This is a genomic window from Pseudomonas sp. PS01298 (assembly GCF_029959745.1).
Classification (GTDB): Bacteria; Pseudomonadota; Gammaproteobacteria; order Pseudomonadales; family Pseudomonadaceae; genus Aquipseudomonas; species Aquipseudomonas aylmerensis.
The window spans coordinates 117,927-135,563 of the sequence record NZ_JASCPP010000001.1; the positions used below are offsets into that span (position 1 = coordinate 117,927).

The 17,637-nt window shown below is 57.8% G+C and carries 17 protein-coding genes; 3 read left to right on the forward strand and 14 right to left on the reverse strand.

What is annotated here, in order from left to right; genetic code table 11:
- Positions 1–109 precede the first annotated feature (109 nt).
- The 14 genes from glmU to mnmG form a co-directional block, all read right to left on the reverse strand.
- Positions 110–1,477 (reverse strand): bifunctional UDP-N-acetylglucosamine diphosphorylase/glucosamine-1-phosphate N-acetyltransferase GlmU, encoded by a 1,368-nt coding sequence (glmU, locus tag QMX97_RS00510; RefSeq protein ID WP_282395567.1) that lies wholly within the window; start codon positions 1,475–1,477, stop codon positions 110–112.
- 122 nt (positions 1,478–1,599) lie between these two features.
- Positions 1,600–2,016, reverse strand: coding sequence for a F0F1 ATP synthase subunit epsilon (locus tag QMX97_RS00515; protein ID WP_003177061.1), 417 nt, complete (start codon positions 2,014–2,016; stop codon positions 1,600–1,602).
- A 44-nt stretch (positions 2,017–2,060) separates the two neighbouring features.
- Positions 2,061–3,437: a F0F1 ATP synthase subunit beta gene (gene atpD, locus QMX97_RS00520; RefSeq protein ID WP_015886645.1), complete on the reverse strand. Its 1,377-nt coding sequence runs from the start codon at positions 3,435–3,437 to the stop codon at positions 2,061–2,063.
- A 27-nt stretch (positions 3,438–3,464) separates the two neighbouring features.
- Complete coding sequence (gene atpG / locus QMX97_RS00525; protein ID WP_003233565.1) at positions 3,465–4,325, reverse strand: F0F1 ATP synthase subunit gamma; 861 nt, start codon at positions 4,323–4,325, stop codon at positions 3,465–3,467.
- Between the two features lie 50 nt (positions 4,326–4,375).
- Entirely contained in the window at positions 4,376–5,920 is a 1,545-nt protein-coding gene (gene atpA / locus QMX97_RS00530) for a F0F1 ATP synthase subunit alpha (protein WP_003177064.1), read from the reverse strand.
- 21 nt (positions 5,921–5,941) lie between these two features.
- On the reverse strand, positions 5,942–6,478 hold the full coding sequence (locus tag QMX97_RS00535; protein WP_015886646.1) for a F0F1 ATP synthase subunit delta: 537 nt from the start codon (positions 6,476–6,478) through the stop codon (positions 5,942–5,944).
- Positions 6,479–6,490: 12 nt separating this feature from the next.
- Positions 6,491–6,961, reverse strand: coding sequence for a F0F1 ATP synthase subunit B (locus QMX97_RS00540; protein ID WP_015886647.1), 471 nt, complete (start codon positions 6,959–6,961; stop codon positions 6,491–6,493).
- Between the two features lie 56 nt (positions 6,962–7,017).
- On the reverse strand, positions 7,018–7,275 hold the full coding sequence (gene atpE, locus QMX97_RS00545; protein WP_002555987.1) for a F0F1 ATP synthase subunit C: 258 nt from the start codon (positions 7,273–7,275) through the stop codon (positions 7,018–7,020).
- 134 nt (positions 7,276–7,409) lie between these two features.
- Complete coding sequence (gene atpB, locus QMX97_RS00550; RefSeq protein ID WP_034101609.1) at positions 7,410–8,279, reverse strand: F0F1 ATP synthase subunit A; 870 nt, start codon at positions 8,277–8,279, stop codon at positions 7,410–7,412.
- A gap of 16 nt (positions 8,280–8,295) precedes the next feature.
- Entirely contained in the window at positions 8,296–8,703 is a 408-nt protein-coding gene (locus QMX97_RS00555) for a F0F1 ATP synthase subunit I (RefSeq protein ID WP_043048220.1), read from the reverse strand.
- Positions 8,704–8,851: 148 nt separating this feature from the next.
- On the reverse strand, positions 8,852–9,724 hold the full coding sequence (locus QMX97_RS00560) for a ParB/RepB/Spo0J family partition protein (RefSeq protein ID WP_015886650.1): 873 nt from the start codon (positions 9,722–9,724) through the stop codon (positions 8,852–8,854).
- Between the two features lie 9 nt (positions 9,725–9,733).
- Entirely contained in the window at positions 9,734–10,531 is a 798-nt protein-coding gene (locus QMX97_RS00565; protein WP_010207696.1) for a ParA family protein, read from the reverse strand.
- A gap of 18 nt (positions 10,532–10,549) precedes the next feature.
- Positions 10,550–11,194, reverse strand: a complete 645-nt coding sequence (gene rsmG / locus QMX97_RS00570; protein WP_065902677.1) for a 16S rRNA (guanine(527)-N(7))-methyltransferase RsmG — start codon at positions 11,192–11,194, stop codon at positions 10,550–10,552.
- Complete coding sequence (gene mnmG / locus QMX97_RS00575) at positions 11,191–13,083, reverse strand: tRNA uridine-5-carboxymethylaminomethyl(34) synthesis enzyme MnmG (protein ID WP_282395573.1); 1,893 nt, start codon at positions 13,081–13,083, stop codon at positions 11,191–11,193. Before mnmG ends, rsmG begins: the two co-directional genes overlap by 4 nt.
- 554 nt (positions 13,084–13,637) lie before the next feature.
- On the opposite strand from mnmG, the gene QMX97_RS00580 reads away from it, so the two are divergent.
- The 3 genes from QMX97_RS00580 to QMX97_RS00590 all read left to right on the forward strand — a co-directional run bounded on the left by QMX97_RS00580 (position 13,638) and on the right by QMX97_RS00590 (position 17,614).
- Entirely contained in the window at positions 13,638–14,144 is a 507-nt protein-coding gene (locus QMX97_RS00580; protein ID WP_065902682.1) for a sigma-70 family RNA polymerase sigma factor, read from the forward strand.
- Entirely contained in the window at positions 14,144–15,088 is a 945-nt protein-coding gene (locus QMX97_RS00585; protein ID WP_065902684.1) for a FecR domain-containing protein, read from the forward strand. Before QMX97_RS00580 ends, QMX97_RS00585 begins: the two co-directional genes overlap by 1 nt.
- 90 nt (positions 15,089–15,178) lie before the next feature.
- Positions 15,179–17,614, forward strand: coding sequence for a TonB-dependent siderophore receptor (locus QMX97_RS00590; protein WP_282395576.1), 2,436 nt, complete (start codon positions 15,179–15,181; stop codon positions 17,612–17,614).
- Positions 17,615–17,637: the final 23 nt, after the last annotated feature.

The window sequence follows — 17,637 nt, forward strand, 5'->3', positions numbered from 1 at the left end:
ACCTGCGATCGCGGCGTGTCAGGCGACATTCATGGTGAATGCCAGACCGCTATCGCAGGCAAGCCAGCTCCCACAGGAGATAGCGTTTGCCGATGAGGGTGTGGATAACTCAGGTCTTGTTGATTTTGACCGGGCGTTTCCAACCGTCGATGTTGCGCTGGCGGGCGCGGGCGACGGCCAGTTGAGACTTATCCACATCCTGGTTGATGGTTGAGCCGGCTGCTGTGGTGGCGCCATCGTCGAGGGTGACCGGAGCAACCAAGGAGTTATTGGAACCGATAAACACGTCCGCCCCAATGGTGGTCTGGTGCTTGTTGGCGCCATCGTAGTTACACGTGATAGTGCCGGCGCCAATGTTGGTTCGCGCGCCTACAGTGGCGTCACCCAGGTAGGTCAAGTGGCCGACTTTAGCTTCCGCGTCCAACTTGGCATTCTTCAATTCAACGAAGTTACCCACATGGGCCTTGGCTCCCAGCACGCTACCCGGACGCAACCGCGCGAACGGGCCAGCGTCACTGCCCTCGCCCATCACGGCACCGTCGATATGGCTGTTGGCCTTGACCACCACACCTTTGCGCAGGGTGCTGTCCTTGATCACGCAGTTCGGGCCAATCACTACGTCGTCTTCGATGACCACACGGCCTTCGAGGATCACGTTGATGTCGATCAGCACGTCGCGGCCAACGGTGACCTCACCGCGTACATCGAAGCGCGCCGGGTCGCGCAAGGTCACGCCCTGGGCCATCAGGCGACGGCCTTCGCGCAGTTGATAGTGACGTTCCAGTTCGGCCAGTTGCTTGCGGTCGTTGGCGCCCTGCACTTCCATCGGGTCGTGGGGTTGCTCGGTGGCGACCAGCAGGCCATCACTCACGGCCATCTCGATCACGTCGGTGAGGTAATACTCGCCCTGGACGTTGTTGTTGGACAGACGACTCATCCAGTCGGCGAGTTTGTTGGCTGGCACCGCAAGAATGCCGGTGTTGCCCTCGGTGATCGCGCGTTGGGCTTCGCTGGCATCCTTGTGTTCAACAATGGCTGCGACCTTGCCGTCGGCGTTGCGCACGATGCGTCCATAACCGGTAGGGTCGTCCAGCTCAACGGTCAGCAGGCCCATCTGGCCAGGCACTACGTGTTTGAGCAGGCGCTGCAAGGTTTCCACTTCGATCAGCGGCACGTCGCCATAGAGGATCAGTACGGTGTCGGCGGTAATGAACGGCACGGCTTGCGCGGTGGCGTGGCCAGTACCCAGTTGCTTGTCTTGCAGAACGAAATTCAGGTCATCGGCAGCCAGGCGCTCGCGCACCACATCGGCACCGTGGCCGATCACCACGTGAATTCGCTGGGGGTCCAACTGCCGAGCGCTGTGGATAACATGGCCCAACATCGAATTGCCGGCGACCGGATGCAGCACCTTGGGCAGGGCTGAACGCATGCGGGTGCCCTGGCCTGCGGCGAGAATGACGATTTCAAGAGACATGAATGGCTACCAATCCTGAGCGGTCCTGCTTCAGACCAGAGATGTGTTTTGCTGAAAAAGAAAAAGGGTAGCCGAGGCTACCCTTTTTAATCAATCGCGCATAAGTATTACGGCTTGGCCGCTTACTTCTTGCGGATCTGCTGGAGCGTGCGCAGCTGGGCTGCAGCCTCGGCCAGACGTACAGCAGCAGCGCTGTAGTCGAAGTCCGCACCCTTTTCGTTCAGGGCCTTCTCGGCAGCCTTGACGGCTTCCTGAGCGGAGGCTTCATCCAGGTCGCCAGCACGTTGCACGGTGTCGGCAAGTACCTTGACCATGTTCGGCTGAACCTCGAGGAAACCACCGGAGATGTAAAACACCTCCTTTTCCCCGCCTTGCTTGGTCAGAGTGATCGGACCTGGCTTCAAGCTGGTGATCAACGGCGCGTGGCCCATGGCAATACCCAGGTCACCGAGTTCGCCGTGTGCAATCACCATTTCTACCAGACCGGAGAAGATTTCCCCTTCCGCGCTGACGATATCGCAATGGACTGTCATAGCCATCTGATTGCCTCAACCTGATGAGCGCCCGTTTCCGGGCGCCTGGATTACAGTTTCTTGGCTTTCTCGATCGCTTCTTCGATGCCGCCGACCATGTAGAACGCTTGTTCTGGCAGGTGGTCGTAGTCACCGTTGAGGATGCCTTTGAAGCCAGCAATGGTGTCTTTCAGGGAAACGTATTTACCCGAGGCACCGGTGAAGACTTCAGCCACGAAGAACGGCTGCGACAAGAAGCGCTGGATCTTACGAGCGCGGGATACCAACTGCTTGTCGGTTTCCGACAGCTCGTCCATACCCAGGATCGCAATGATGTCCTTCAGTTCTTTGTAACGCTGCAGCACGTACTGGACGCCGCGAGCGGTGTCGTAGTGCTCCTGGCCGATCACGTTCGGATCCAGCTGGCGCGAAGTCGAGTCGAGTGGATCGACCGCTGGGTAGATACCCAGGGAAGCGATGTCACGGGACAGTACGACGGTGGCGTCCAAGTGGGCGAAGGTGGTCGCAGGCGATGGGTCGGTCAAGTCATCCGCAGGTACGTATACCGCTTGGATCGAAGTGATCGAACCTTCCTTGGTCGAAGTGATACGTTCTTGCAGAACGCCCATCTCTTCAGCCAGGGTCGGCTGGTAACCTACTGCCGAAGGCATACGGCCCAGCAGTGCGGATACTTCAGTACCGGCCAGGGTGTAACGGTAGATGTTGTCGACGAACAGCAGAACGTCGTTACCTTCGTCACGGAACTTCTCGGCCATGGTCAGGCCAGTCAGTGCTACGCGCAGACGGTTTCCCGGCGGCTCGTTCATCTGACCGTAAACCAGTGCCACTTTGTCCAGAACGTTGGAGTCCTTCATCTCGTGGTAGAAGTCGTTACCCTCACGAGTACGCTCACCCACACCGGCGAACACGGAATAACCGCTGTGCTCGATGGCGATGTTACGGATCAGTTCCATCATGTTTACGGTCTTGCCTACACCGGCACCACCGAACAGACCAACTTTACCGCCCTTGGCGAACGGGCAAACCAGGTCGATAACCTTGATGCCGGTTTCCAGCAGGTCGTTGCCGCCAGCTTGCTCGGCGAACGAAGGTGCTGGACGGTGAATGCCCCAGCGCTCTTCGGTGTCGATCGGGCCAGCTTCGTCGATCGGGTTGCCCAGTACGTCCATGATCCGGCCCAGGGTCGCTTTACCGACCGGTACGGAGATGGCAGCGCCAGTGTCGACAACGTCCAGACCGCGCTTCAAGCCTTCGGTGGAACCCATCGCAATGGTACGAACTACGCCGTCGCCCAGCTGCTGCTGAACTTCCAGAGTAGTTTCCGCGCCTTGTACTTTCAGCGCGTTGTAGATGCTCGGTACGCTGTCGCGTGGAAATTCCACGTCGATAACGGCGCCGATGATTTGAACGATACGTCCGCTACTCATAGCTGGATCCTCTGAATATTTGAACCGTTAAACCGCGGCAGCGCCGCCGACGATTTCCGAGATCTCTTGGGTGATCGCAGCCTGACGCGCCTTGTTGTAGATCAGCTGCAAATCGCTGATCAGATCACCGGCGTTATCGGTAGCGTTTTTCATCGCGATCATCCGCGCCGCTTGTTCAGCTGCGTTGTTCTCGACCACCGCCTGGTACACCTGCGACTCCACGTAGCGCACCATCAAGCCGTCAAGCAGCTCTTTGGCGTCTGGTTCGTAGAGGTAGTCCCAGTGGTGCTTGAGTTCCTGATCCGGAGTCGCCACCAGTGGAATCAATTGCTCCACGGTTGGCTGCTGGGTCATGGTGTTGATGAACTTGTTGGATACCACGGACAGGCGGTCAATCCGGCCTTCCAGGTACGCATCCAGCATCACCTTCACACTGCCGATCAAATCATTGATCGACGGCTCTTCACCCAGGTGGCTGATAGCTGCAACGACGTTACCGCCGAAGTTGCGGAAAAAGGCCGCACCCTTGCTACCAACAACACACAGATCGATCTCGACGCCGTTTTCGCGGTTTACCGCCATGTCCTTGACCAGGGCCTTGAACAGGTTGGTATTCAGACCACCGCACAAACCACGGTCACTGCTCACTACCACATAACCCACACGCTTGACTGCGCGGTCGATCATGAACGGGTGGCGGTATTCCGGGTTGGCGTTGGCCAGATGCCCAATTACCTGGCGGATACGCTCCGCATAAGGACGGCTAGCAGCCATGCGCATTTGTGCCTTGCGCATTTTGCTGACCGCCACTTTTTCCATGGCGCTGGTAATTTTTTGCGTGCTTTTGATGCTCGCAATCTTACTGCGAATCTCTTTTGCGCCTGCCATGTAACACCTATCAGGTTAGCAAGCGGGAGCCTTGCGGCTCCCGCTGCGGCTTACCAGGTTTGGGTGGCCTTGAACTTCTCGATACCGGCTTTCATGCCAGCGTCGATATCGTCATTGAAGTCACCCTTCACGTTGATCTTCGCCATCAATTCGGCGTGATCGCGGTTGAAGTAAGCAATCAGCGCTTGTTCAAAGCTGCCGACCTTGGCGATTTCAACGTCGGTCAGGAACCCACGCTCAGCGGCATACAGCGACAACGCCATGTCAGCGATCGACATCGGGGCGTATTGCTTCTGCTTCATCAGCTCGGTAACGCGCTGACCATGCTCAAGTTGCTTACGGGTCGCTTCGTCCAGGTCAGAAGCGAACTGGGCGAATGCCGCCAGTTCACGGTACTGAGCCAGAGCGGTACGGATACCACCGGAGAGCTTCTTGATGATCTTGGTCTGAGCGGCACCACCCACACGGGATACCGAAACACCGGCGTTCACTGCAGGGCGGATGCCCGAGTTGAACATGGCCGATTCCAGGAAGATCTGACCGTCGGTGATGGAAATCACGTTGGTCGGAACGAACGCGGAAACGTCGCCAGCCTGGGTTTCGATGATCGGCAGTGCGGTCAGGGAACCGGTTTTGCCGGTCACTGCGCCGTTGGTGAACTTCTCTACGTACTCTTCGGAAACGCGGGATGCGCGCTCCAGCAGACGGGAGTGGAGATAGAACACGTCGCCTGGGTAGGCTTCACGGCCTGGTGGACGGCGCAGCAGCAGGGAAATCTGGCGGTAAGCCACTGCTTGCTTGGACAGATCGTCATAAACGATCAGCGCGTCTTCACCGCGGTCGCGGAAGAATTCACCCATGGTGCAACCGGAGTACGGTGCCAGGAATTGCAGCGCAGGAGATTCCGAAGCACTGGCAGCCACGATGATCGTGTTGGCCAGGGCGCCGTTTTCTTCCAGCTTGCGAACCACGTTGGCGATGGTCGATTGCTTCTGACCGATAGCTACGTAGACGCAGAAAATGCCGCTGTTCTTCTGGTTGATGATCGCGTCGATCGCCAGAGCGGTTTTACCGATCTGACGGTCACCGATGATCAGCTCACGCTGGCCACGGCCGACAGGGATCATGGCATCGACAGCCTTGTAGCCAGTCTGTACAGGCTGGTCTACCGACTTACGCCAGATCACGCCTGGAGCAACTTTCTCGACCGCGTCGGTCTCGGTGTTGCCCAGTGGACCTTTGCCGTCAACAGGGTTACCCAGTGCGTCGACTACGCGGCCCAGCAGTTCCTTACCAACCGGAACCTCCAGGATGCGGCCGGTGCACTTGGCGCTCATGCCTTCAGCCAGACTGGTGTACGCGCCCAATACAACGGCACCTACGGAGTCTTGCTCCAGGTTGAGGGCCATACCGTAGACGCCGCCCGGAAACTCGATCATCTCGCCGTACATAACGTCGGCCAGACCGTGAATCCGCACGATGCCGTCAGATACGCTGACGACAGTGCCTTCGTTACGGGCTTGGGAGGTCACATCGAGCTTGTCGATGCGGCCCTTGATAATTTCACTTATTTCGGAAGGATTGAGTTGCTGCATTGCTCTGCTGCCCCTTCAAACTCAAGATTTCAATGCTTCGGCAAGTTTCGCGATTTTGCCGCGAATCGAGCCATCGATAACCAGGTCGCCGGCACGGATAACAACACCACCAATCAGGGATGCGTCCTCCGAAGCTTGCAGGCGCACTTCCCGATTGAGTCGTGCACTGAGAACCTTGGCGAGTTTGTCTTGCTGTTCTTGGTTCAATGCAAAAGCACTGGTCACTTCAACGTCTACCGATTTCTCTGCTTCGGCCTTGTACAGGTCGAACAGAGCGGCGATCTCCGGCAGTAGCGGGAGACGGTCGTTTTCGGCAACGACATGGATGAAGTTCTGCACTTTCACATCAAACTTGTCGCCGCACACTTCAATAAAAGTGGCGGCCTTGTCTGCGCTCGTCAGGCGCGGGGCCTTGAGCACGCGCTGCATGGTGTCGTCTTGCGACACTGCTGCAGCCAGGCCGAGCATGGCTGACCAAGAGGCCAGCTGCTGGTGGGCCTGGGCGTGCTCGAAGGCTGCCTTAGCGTAAGGTCGGGCCAACGTGGTCAGTTCTGCCATGATCGCCCTCGCTTAAATTTCAGCAGCCAGTTTGTTAACCAGCTCCGCGTGCGCGTTTTGATCGATTGTGGCACCGAGGATCTTCTCAGCACCGCCGACCGCCAGAGCACCCAGTTGGGCACGCAGCGCGTCTTTGACGCCGTTCAGTTCCTGTTCGATCTCGGCATGAGCCGAAGCCTTCACACGGTCAGCTTCGACGCGGGCTTTTTCAACAGCCTCTTCGACGATCTGGTTACCGCGTTTCTTGGCTTGCTCAATGATTTCAGCTGCCTGTGCTTTAGCATCGCGCAGTTGATGACCCACTTTCTCTTGGGCCAACTCCAGGTCGCGAGCTGCACGGCTGGCAGCGTCCAAACCATCCGCGATCTTCTTCTGACGTTCGTGCAAAGCCGCGATGACCGGAGGCCACACGAACTTCATGCAAAACACTACAAAAATGAAGAACGCAACGGATTGGCCAATCAGGGTTGCATTAATGTTCACGCCAACACCTCGCTCATTCGTTGTCCATCACCCCAATCACTCGAAAAGTCGAGTGATTAGCCAGCGAGTTGACCAACGAAGGGGTTCGCGAAGGTGAAGAACAGTGCGATACCAACGCCGATCATGGTCACGGCGTCGAGCAGGCCGGCGACGATGAACATTTTAACTTGCAGCATTGGAACCATTTCTGGCTGACGCGCTGCGCCTTCCAGGAATTTGCCGCCCAGCAGGCCGAAACCAATGGCAGTACCCAGGGCGCCCAGGCCGATCAACAGTGCAACAGCGATAGCGGTTAGACCAACTACAGTTTCCATCTTTCCTCCCGACTTTTACGTCGTATGGTTTAGGTTTTTTAGATTTTAAAGCGGTAAAACAAATCGTTTCATAGGCCGTTAGAGCCCACCTTCCCGGGTGACCGGGAAGGACATCAGACTAGTCGAGACTGGTCTTAATGGTTCTCTTCGTGCGCCATCGACAGGTAGACGATGGTCAGCATCATGAAGATGAAGGCCTGCAGGGTGATGATCAGGATGTGGAACACAGCCCACGCCCACTGCAGAACCACGCCCAGGCCGCTGAGCCAGAGCAGACCGCTGCCGAACATCACAGCGATCAGAATGAACACCAGTTCGCCGGCATACATGTTGCCGAACAGTCGCAGGGCCAGGGAAATCGGCTTGGCGACCAGGGTCACGAACTCCAGCAGGAAGTTCACCGGGATCAGCAGGGCTTGAACGAAGATGTTCTTGCTGCCGAACGGGTGCAGGGTCAGTTCGCCGATGAAGCCGCCGATGCCCTTGACCTTAATGCTGTAGAAAATGATCAACGCGAACACCGACAGGGCCATGCCCAGGGTGGCGTTAGGGTCCGTGGTGGAAACCGCACGGAATGGAATGTGGTGATCGCCCGAGATCAGGATGGCCAGCTGAGGAATCCAGTCGACCGGGATCAGGTCGACGGCGTTCATCAGGAACACCCAGACGAAGATGGTCAGTGCCAGCGGTGCAATCACCGGGCTACGGCCATGGAAGCTGTCTTTCACGCTGCCATCGACGAATTCGACCAATACTTCAACGAAGTTCTGCAGGGCACCTGGTTGACCGGAAGTCGCCTTCTTTGCCGCCATGCGGAAAATCAGGACGAAAATCAGGCCCAGTGCGACCGACCAGCCCAGAGTATCCAGGTGGAAAGCCCAGAAGCCCATTTCTTTGGCTTCTGCTGCGGTGTGGGCGAAGCCCCAGCCGCCGTTGGGAAGCTGACCGAAGGTCAGGTTCTGCAAGTGGTGCTGGATATAGCCCGAAGCGGTTGTTTCTGCCATGGTTGCCTCAAACGCCCTAAGGTTTCGAAAGTCTTGTTTTCATTAGCAGGGGAGCGAACCAGCTGACCAGTTGGGTCAACACGAAGACGCCGAATACAGCCAGCGGCGCCAATGGCTTCACACCTGCAAAGGTCAGTGCAAACAGCACTGCCGTCAAAATCAGTTTCCCTGCTTCGCCGGCATAAAAGGACCGGACGATAGCCTGGGCTGCTCGGGCGCCGGAAAACCGAAAGGCCCTGTGAGCAAAATACATATTGGGCAGCAAGGCTATCAGGCCTCCGCAAAGTCCTGAATACCCGGCTACGACTCCATGCCAATACCAAAGCGCCAATGCGGCGATCAGCAAAATGACTAACTGAGCCAATAAAACCGGGAAAACGGCCAAGCGATGGAACGGCAACGTGTTTGGCGTGCGGGTTTCCATCACTCTTGCTCCTCAATGGTCGGCTGCCGGAAATCAATAACTTGGCATAATTTGTGCCGACAAAATGCGCGCAGAGTATAGGGGCGGTTCTGCCCCTATTCAACTGCCGGGTAGTGATTTCCGATCACGCGCTACATAAGCAAATGTTTCAGCGGATGTGGGCAAGGACGCCCTGAAGCTCATCGAGAGAGTTATATCCGATGACCAATTGGCCTTTGCCTTTCTTGCCGTGGCGAATTTGCACCGCAGAGCCCAGGCGCTCGGCCAGGCGCTGCTCCAGACGTGCAATATCCGGATCAGGTTTGGCCGTTTCGACCGGTGCAGGTTTACCACTGAGCCATTGGCGAACCAGGGCCTCTGTCTGACGAACGGTGAGCCCTCGTGCGACAACGTGTCGCGCCCCCTCAACCTGTTGATTTTCCGGCAATCCGAGCAAAGCACGGGCATGGCCCATCTCCAGGTCACCGTGGGACAGCATGGTCTTGATGACTTCCGGCAACGCGATCAGGCGCAGCAGGTTGGACACGGTGACCCGGGATTTACCCACAGCCTCGGCCACTTGTTGCTGGGTCAGCTGGAATTCCTGCTGCAAACGCTGCAACGCAATCGCTTCTTCGATCGGGTTAAGGTCTTCACGCTGGATATTCTCAATCAACGCCATGGCGATGGCCGTTTCATCCGGCACATCACGCACCATCGCCGGGATGGTGTCCTTGCCAGCCTGCTGGCTGGCACGCCAGCGGCGTTCACCGGCGATGATTTCGAAGCGTCCGCCACCGATCGGGCGTACCACGATCGGCTGCATCACGCCCTGGGCCTTGATCGAATTGGCCAGTTCTTCCAGCGCCTGGGGGTCCATGTCCCGGCGTGGCTGGTATTTGCCGCGCTGGATCAGGTCCAGGGGCAGGTGTTGCAGCTCGCGCTCGTCGGCCTGCACCGCTTGCTCTTCAAGCGATGTGACGGTCGGACCACTCAACAGTGCATCCAGTCCACGTCCGAGACCTCGTTTCTTGACGGCCATGGGGATTCCTTAAGTTGGCTGGGCTGCAGCGGTGCGTGAGTTGCGGCGCTGGCGACGAACCATTTCGCCGGCCAGTGCCAGGTAGGCAATGGCACCCCGCGATTGTTTGTCGTACGCCAGGGCCGGCATGCCGTAGCTCGGGGCTTCGGCCAGACGGATGTTGCGCGGGATCACCGTGTCGTATAGCTGATCGCCAAAGTGTTCCTTGAGCTGCGCCGACACATCGTTCATCAGGCTCAGGCGCGGATCGAACATGGTCCGCAGCAGGCCTTCGATCTGCAGGTTCGGGTTGAGCAACTCGGCGATGCGCTTGATGTTATCCACAAGGTCGCTCAAACCTTCCAGCGCGTAGTACTCGCACTGCATGGGGATAATCACCCCATCGGCGGCCACCAGCGCGTTCAGTGTCAGCATCGACAGTGACGGCGGGCAGTCGATCAAAATGTAGTCGTAATTCTCGCGGATCGGCGCCAAGGCGCTGCGCAGACGGCTTTCTTTCATCTGCATTTCCAGCAGCACCACTTCCGCCGCGGTCAAATCGCGGTTGGCCGGCAGCAGTTGATAACCGCCGTGTTCGGAATAGTGCATGGCCTGGGCCAGGTCGCACTCGCCAATCAGCAAGTCGTAGACCGAGTTTTCCAGGCCGTGTTTATCCACACCGCTACCCATGGTGGCGTTGCCCTGTGGATCGAGATCGATCAACAGCACCCGACGCTTGGTGGCGACCAGGGATGCTGCGAGGTTGATGCAGGTGGTGGTTTTACCCACGCCACCTTTCTGGTTCGCTATCGCGAATACCTTAGCCATTCTTGCTTGTGTTCCCAATCATGCCGTGCGGCGCAGTATCAGCAGATGGCGTTGGCCTTGGCAACCGGGTACGGCCAAGGCGTGTTCGCTATCGAGGTGGAAGTCTGCCGGCAATGCTAACAGCTCGTCGCTTGGATGGACGCCCTTCATTGCCAGCCAGCGGGTATCGCGGTCGCCCAGGTGGCGAGTCCAGTTGCTGAAGTTCTCCATGCTGCTGAACGCCCGGGAAACAATTCCGTTGAAAGGCTGCTCAGGCGTGAACGCTTCGACCCGGCTGTGGATAACTTGCAGGTTATCCAGCTTGAGTTCGAGTTTGACCTGGGTCAGGAAGCGGGTTTTCTTGCCGTTGCTGTCCAGGCACGTCACTTGCGCGTCCGGAAACAGGATGGCCAGCGGAATACCGGGCATGCCGCCGCCACTGCCTACGTCGAGCCAGCGACCGTTTTCGATAAACGGCATCACGCTCAAGCTGTCGAGCAAATGACGCGAGACCATTTCATCGGGGTCGCGCACCGCGGTCAGGTTGTAAGCCTTGTTCCATTTGATCAACAGGGCCAGATAACCCAGCAGCAGCGTGTGCTGGGCTTCGGTCAGGTCCACGCCCAACTGGCGTGCACCTGTGGATAACTCTTCGGCGTGTTGCGAGGTGACCAACGAACTCAAGCGCTTTGCTCCAACTGACGGCCCGCGCCGCGTTTTTTCAAATGAATCATCAACAGCGAAATGGCCGCCGGGGTGACGCCAGGAATACGTGAAGCCTGGCCGAGGGTCTCAGGTCGAGTTATCCCCAGCTTGCTCTGGATTTCTTTCGACAGCCCGGAAATCCCGGTGTAGTCGATATCCACAGGCAGCTTGGTGTCTTCACTGGCGCGCAGGCGAGCAATCTCGTCCTGTTGGCGATCAATGTAACCGGCGTACTTGGTCTTGATCTCGACCTGTTCGGCGACCTGTGGATCTTCTGCGCCCTGGCCGGTCACTTCGACCAGACCAGCGTAGTCGATTTCCGGACGGGACAGCAGGTTCAGCAGGTTGTATTCGTGGGTCAGTGGCGTGCCGAATTTTTCCGCGATCGCGTCGCCCTGCTCGGTGCCCGGGCGAACCCAGGTACTTTTCAGGCGCTGCTCTTCGAGCGCGATGCTTTCGCGTTTTTTGCAGAAGGCCGCCCAGCGCGCCTCATCGACCAAGCCCAGCTCGCGACCTTTTTCGGTCAAGCGCAGGTCGGCGTTATCTTCGCGCAGGATCAGGCGATATTCCGCCCGGGAAGTAAACATCCGGTACGGTTCCTGGGTACCCAGGGTAATCAGGTCATCAACCAGTACGCCGATATACGCTTCATCGCGACGCGGGCACCAGCTGTCCTTGCCCTGTGCGCGCAATGCCGCGTTGGTCCCGGCCAGCAAACCCTGGGCGCCGGCTTCTTCGTAACCGGTGGTGCCGTTGATTTGGCCAGCAAAGAACAGACCGCCGATCACCTTGGTTTCCAGGCTGTACTTCAGGTCACGCGGGTCGAAATAGTCGTACTCGATGGCGTAGCCCGGACGCACGATGTGAGCGTTTTCCATACCACGGATCGATTGCACGATCTGGATTTGCACGTCGAACGGCAGCGAGGTGGAAATCCCGTTCGGGTACAGCTCGTGAGTGGTCAGGCCTTCCGGTTCGATGAAGACCTGGTGGCTTTCCTTGTCGGCAAAGCGGTGGATCTTGTCTTCGATCGATGGGCAATAACGTGGGCCAATGCCCTCGATCACCCCGGAATACATCGGCGAGCGGTCGAGGTTGGCCGCGATGATTTCGTGGGTGCGCGCATTGGTATGGGTAATCCAGCAGCTCACCTGTTTCGGGTGCTGCTCTTTGGAGCCCATGAACGACATCACCGGAATCGGTGTATCGCCGGCTTGTTCGGTCATCACCGAGAAATCCACAGAACGCCCGTCAATACGCGGCGGGGTCCCGGTTTTCAGGCGCCCGACGCGCAGTGGCAGTTCACGCAGGCGATGCGCCAGGGCAATCGACGGCGGATCACCGGCGCGACCGCCCGAATAATTCTGCATACCGATGTGGATAAGTCCGCCGAGGAACGTACCGGTGGTCAGCACCACGGATTCTGCGAAGAACCGCAGGCCCATTTGCGTGACAACACCGCGGACCTGGTCCTGTTCGACGATCAGGTCATCGGCAGCTTGTTGAAATATCCACAGGTTAGGCTGGTTTTCCAGGGTTTCGCGTACCGCCGCCTTGTACAGGATGCGGTCGGCTTGTGCCCGAGTGGCACGCACTGCCGGGCCTTTGCGGCTGTTGAGCACGCGAAATTGAATACCACCCTTATCGGTTGCTTCGGCCATGACGCCACCAAGGGCATCGATTTCCTTGACCAGATGGCTTTTGCCGATCCCACCAATAGCGGGGTTGCAACTCATTGCACCGAGGGTTTCCACGTTATGCGTGAGCAACAGGGTTTTTACGCCCATGCGTGCTGACGCCAGTGCTGCCTCGGTACCGGCATGACCGCCGCCGATGACGATCACTTCAAAACGGGAAGGGAAATCCACCACGCACCTCGTGCCTGCTTATGTAGGTAATTAGGAATTGATTGGTTGAGCTGGTTTTAGAGCTTTGGCGGCAAGTATAGGGACTTAGCCCTTCCTAAAGAACCCTTTGCACAAAATTTAACCAGCTGTGGATGAATCACAGACAATAGAAATTAAAAGAGAGAAATTTATTAAATCTTTGTTTTTATGTTTATTTCTACTGAGCATGGTTTCTGTGGATAGATCTCTACAAGCCTTTATTTACGTTGTGTACAGCGTTTCAAAAGTCTGTGGTCATGTGCCAGGGAGGCCCTTGGATAAGTGCTTTAAGCCTGTGGATTAAACAGGTGGTTATCCACAGAGGGGTTTTTGCTCAGGTTTCAAGCCCTGTTATCAACTGGGCACAGGGGCGGTTATTCACAGGGCTTAATCCACAGAAATTGCTGGATCCGAGTGAATAGCGCCCACGACGAGGCCACCAGAATCCTTCGACTGCGGCAAAAACAGAGCTATTGTGAGAAAACCACGGCGCAGTTAATAATAGCGATTATCATTAACCTCGCTTGTCATGCCCTATGTCCCCTTCTTCACACACCGTTGCCGTCCAGCACATCTATGAGCAACACCACTCGTGGCTGCACGGATGGCTCAAAGGTAAATTGCATAACGCCTGCGATGCCGCTGATGTTGCGCACGATACGTTCGTGCGCATTCTGGGAGGGCGACATGCGGGACAGATCCTCGAACCGCGCGACTACTTGGCGACCATTGCCAGGGGGTTGGTGATTGATCGTTACCGCCGCCATGCCATCGAACAGGCTTATAAACAGACCTTGGCCGAACGTCCCGAAGCCACCGCCATCAGTGAAGAAGACAAGGCGATCATCATCGAGACCCTGGTAGCTGTGGATAAAGCGCTGGCTGGCCTGGGTGAACGGGCACGGCGGATCTTCATGCTCTCGCAGATCGACGGGCTGACTTATCAACAGATTGCCGACCAGTTGCAGGTCTCGTTGACCACTGTGAAGAAACACATGATCCGCGCCCTGACCGAATGCTCGCTGATCATGGCCAGTCTTTGATGGCTGCGCCCGATCGCAAGACCTTCGAGGCCGCCGCCAGTTGGTTTGTGCAATTTCAATCCCAGCCGCCGACCGCCGCCGAGCGTCATGCCTGGCAGCAATGGCTCAATGGTGATCCGTCCCACTTGGCTGCGTGGAACCAGATGGAGCAGTTGCAGCGCAGCCTCGGCGCCCTGCCCCAGGACCTTACGCGCCGCGCATTGTCGACCACGCAACAACGCCGCCAGGTGCTCAAGTGGATGCTGGTACTTGGTGCTACCGGCTACCTGGGCTGGAATGTCCAGCAACATACTTCCCTGGGCAATGTCTGGGCTGACTACCGCACACCGGTGGGCACGCGACGGCGCATCGAGCTGGCGGATGGCACGCGGATAGACCTGAATACCAACACCGCAATTGATGTGCTGTTCGACGGTCGCCAGCGTTTGATACGCCTGCGCGAAGGTGAAGTGCTTATCCACACCGGCAAGTCCGGCGGGCAGACACCCTTTTATGTGGAGACGCGCCAGGGCCGGATCCAGGCATTGGGCACGCGGTTTACCGTGCGCCAATTGCCGGACGCCACGCGCGTTGGTGTGCTGGAAGATCGAGTCAGTGTGGCGCCGGGTAACCAACCCGATCATGTCCGACTGCTCGGAGCAGGTGAAAGCGTCGACTTCGACCGACAGCACGTGGGGCTCAACCAGCCTTATGGCCGCACCCAGGCAGCCTGGGTCGACGGACAACTGATCGTGCTGGATGCAAGGCTTGGGGATGTGATCGACGACCTCGCCCGCTATCGGCCGGGCATGCTGCAGTGCGATCCGGCCTCGGCACGCCTGCGTGTTTCCGGCACGTTTCGCCTGGACGCCACCGACGCGGTATTGGCCAACCTGCAAGCAACCCTGCCGATCCAGGTGAAATACTTCACCCGTTATTGGGTATCGGTGAAGCGCATCGGTTGAGGGAAAAATTATCCACAAGGGGGTTATCTTTTTTTTACCTGGCGCGGCCCTACAGGTAATCACGACGCTACCTTCAGGGCTTATCCACCTATGCGCCTTCCTACCAAGATCCGCCAACGACTCTCCTACCACGGCATGAGCTGCGGTTTGCTGCTCACGTCTGCCGCCACCAGCATGTTGCTCTGCACGGGTGCGATGGCTGCTAGCGCGGTGCAGCACTACACCATTGGGGCTGGCCCGCTGGACGGCGCCTTGAGCCAGTTTGCCGCCCGGGCCAATGTGATTCTGTCCTTTTCGCCCCAGCAAACCGCGCAATTGAACACCCCAGGGCTGGAGGGGGACTATTCGGTGGATCAGGGCTTCGCACTGCTCCTGCAAGACTCGCGACTGCAGGCTGTCGCCCAGGCCCCCGGCAGCTATGTCCTGCAGGCGGCTCCCGAAGGTCAACTGACCCTCGCCCCAACAACCGTGAGTACTTATCAACAGGCGGGGTTCAATCAGGACATCGCCGCGGATGTTGGCTACAAGGCGCAAAACAGCCGCATCGGTACCAAGACCAGCACGCCGCTGTCGGAAACACCGCGCTCGGTCTCGGTGGTCACCGGCCAGCGCATCAAGGACCAGAAATCCCAGAGCCTGACTGAAGTATTGGGCTATGTACCCGGCATCTTCGCTCCACCCTTTGCGGCCGGCGACAGCCTGGCGGGCGACCTGTTCTTCATTCGCGGTTTCAACGCCACGGATTATGGCTACGGCCTGCTACGTGATGGCTTACGCGTACAAGGCAATCGGTACGACACCACCAGCGAGCCTTATGGCCTGGAGCGGGTCGAGATTTTCCGTGGTCCGTCTTCCCTGCTCTACGGTGAAAACGCCCCAGGTGGCTTGGTCAACCTGGTCAGCAAACACCCGACTTCTACCCCGCAAGGCGAGGTGCAGTTGGGGTATGGCACGAACAACCGTCGCCAGGTGGGTGTGGATATCTCCGGTCCGCTCAATGACAACGAGAATATCCTTGGCCGCGTGGTGATGCTGGGTCGCAAGTCCGACACCCAGACCGATCACGTCCCGGATGATCGGCTCTATATCGCGCCCTCCCTGACCTTGAATTTCGACGACTACAACACCCTCACCCTGCTGGCCAACTATCAGAAAGACCACACCAACCTGGAACTCGGCCTACCGGCTGCCGGCACGTTGCTTAAAAACCCCAACGGTAAGCTGTCCAAGCACACCATGCTCGGTGATCCGGACTGGAACACCTTCGAACGCGAAGCCTGGAGCACCGGCTACGAATTCAGCCACACCCTCAACGACGACTGGCAGTTCCGCCAGAACTCGCGCTATATGCAGTCACGCATCAACCGGCATGAAACCTGGCCAAGCGCGCTGAATAATCGTGGTTTCGGTACCCAACTGAACATGACCGCCTACGACCGCTACAACAAGTCGATGGTCTACTCCCTGGATAACCAGCTTGAAGGCAAATTCCAGCTGGGCGAACTGGAAAATACCCTGTTGTTCGGCGCCAGCTACGACCGCACCTCATTCAACCAGGACTGGGACGCTGGCTTCGCCGGCACCATCAATGTGTATAACCCGGTATACCTGCGCGACCCGCTTACGCCGGTCGCGGTGCAAAACACCTTGCTCGAACAGCAGATGAAAGGGGTTTATGCACAGATCCAGAGCAAGTATGACCACTGGCTGTTTCTGCTGGGAGGCCGCCAGGACTGGGTCGACAGTGACTTCCGTGACAAAGTGAACAAGGCCAGCAATACCGACTCGCAGGATCGCAAGTTCACCTATCAGGGCGGGGTGATGTATCAGTTCGACAACGGCCTGACGCCGTATGTCAGCTACTCCACCGCGTTTGTACCGGTGCAGCAGATTTCCAATGCCGGCTCCCCCTTGAAGCCGATCACCAGCAGCCAGTACGAAGTGGGTGTGAAATACGAGCCGATCGGCTGGGACACCGCGATGACATTATCGGTGTATGACCTGCGCAAGCAGGACGACACCTACCTCGATGCCACCACCAACAGTTATCGCCAGGTTGGCGAGAGCCGAGCCAAGGGCGTGGAGGTGGAGGTCAACAGCAACATTACGCCCAACCTGAACCTCACTGCGGCCTACACCTACACGGACGCACGTATTACCAAGGACTCGGCCACGTCGCTGGTCGAAGGACACCAGATGAGCGGAGTTCCACGCAACCAGGCGTCGGTGTGGAGCAAGTACCGGTTCCTCGACGGCCAGTTGAAAGGCGTGTCCCTCGGCGGCGGTGTGCGTTATTTCGACAGCACCTTTTCCTACACGGGGCCATCGCTGTACGGAAAACTCGACGCGGGAAGTGTAACCTTGGTGGATGCGTCAGTGGGTTATCAGATAGACAAACACTGGTCTGTGGATCTGAACGCGAAGAACCTGTTCGACAAGGAATATGTGTCCGGCTGTAACGATGCGGGCCGCTGCTATTGGGGCGACAGCCGTACACTGCTTGGGACAGTTTCGTATAACTGGTGATGGATGAGGCCTGAAGCATCTGG

What these genes read in the sequence shown, in the direction of transcription:
- QMX97_RS00535 (WP_015886646.1), bottom strand. Translation starts at nt 6,478, where the DNA reads ATGGCAGAACTGACCACGTTGGCCCGACCTTACGCTAAGGCAGCCTTC.
- glmU (WP_282395567.1), bottom strand. Translation starts at nt 1,477, where the DNA reads ATGTCTCTTGAAATCGTCATTCTCGCCGCAGGCCAGGGCACCCGCATG.
- atpD (WP_015886645.1), bottom strand. Translation starts at nt 3,437, where the DNA reads ATGAGTAGCGGACGTATCGTTCAAATCATCGGCGCCGTTATCGACGTG.
- QMX97_RS00555 (WP_043048220.1), bottom strand. Translation starts at nt 8,703, where the DNA reads ATGGAAACCCGCACGCCAAACACGTTGCCGTTCCATCGCTTGGCCGTT.
- atpA (WP_003177064.1), bottom strand. Translation starts at nt 5,920, where the DNA reads ATGCAGCAACTCAATCCTTCCGAAATAAGTGAAATTATCAAGGGCCGC.
- atpB (WP_034101609.1), bottom strand. Translation starts at nt 8,279, where the DNA reads ATGGCAGAAACAACCGCTTCGGGCTATATCCAGCACCACTTGCAGAAC.
- atpG (WP_003233565.1), bottom strand. Translation starts at nt 4,325, where the DNA reads ATGGCAGGCGCAAAAGAGATTCGCAGTAAGATTGCGAGCATCAAAAGC.
- QMX97_RS00580 (WP_065902682.1), top strand. Translation starts at nt 13,638, where the DNA reads ATGTCCCCTTCTTCACACACCGTTGCCGTCCAGCACATCTATGAGCAA.
- QMX97_RS00590 (WP_282395576.1), top strand. Translation starts at nt 15,179, where the DNA reads ATGCGCCTTCCTACCAAGATCCGCCAACGACTCTCCTACCACGGCATG.
- QMX97_RS00565 (WP_010207696.1), bottom strand. Translation starts at nt 10,531, where the DNA reads ATGGCTAAGGTATTCGCGATAGCGAACCAGAAAGGTGGCGTGGGTAAA.
- atpE (WP_002555987.1), bottom strand. Translation starts at nt 7,275, where the DNA reads ATGGAAACTGTAGTTGGTCTAACCGCTATCGCTGTTGCACTGTTGATC.
- QMX97_RS00560 (WP_015886650.1), bottom strand. Translation starts at nt 9,724, where the DNA reads ATGGCCGTCAAGAAACGAGGTCTCGGACGTGGACTGGATGCACTGTTG.
- QMX97_RS00585 (WP_065902684.1), top strand. Translation starts at nt 14,144, where the DNA reads ATGGCTGCGCCCGATCGCAAGACCTTCGAGGCCGCCGCCAGTTGGTTT.
- QMX97_RS00515 (WP_003177061.1), bottom strand. Translation starts at nt 2,016, where the DNA reads ATGGCTATGACAGTCCATTGCGATATCGTCAGCGCGGAAGGGGAAATC.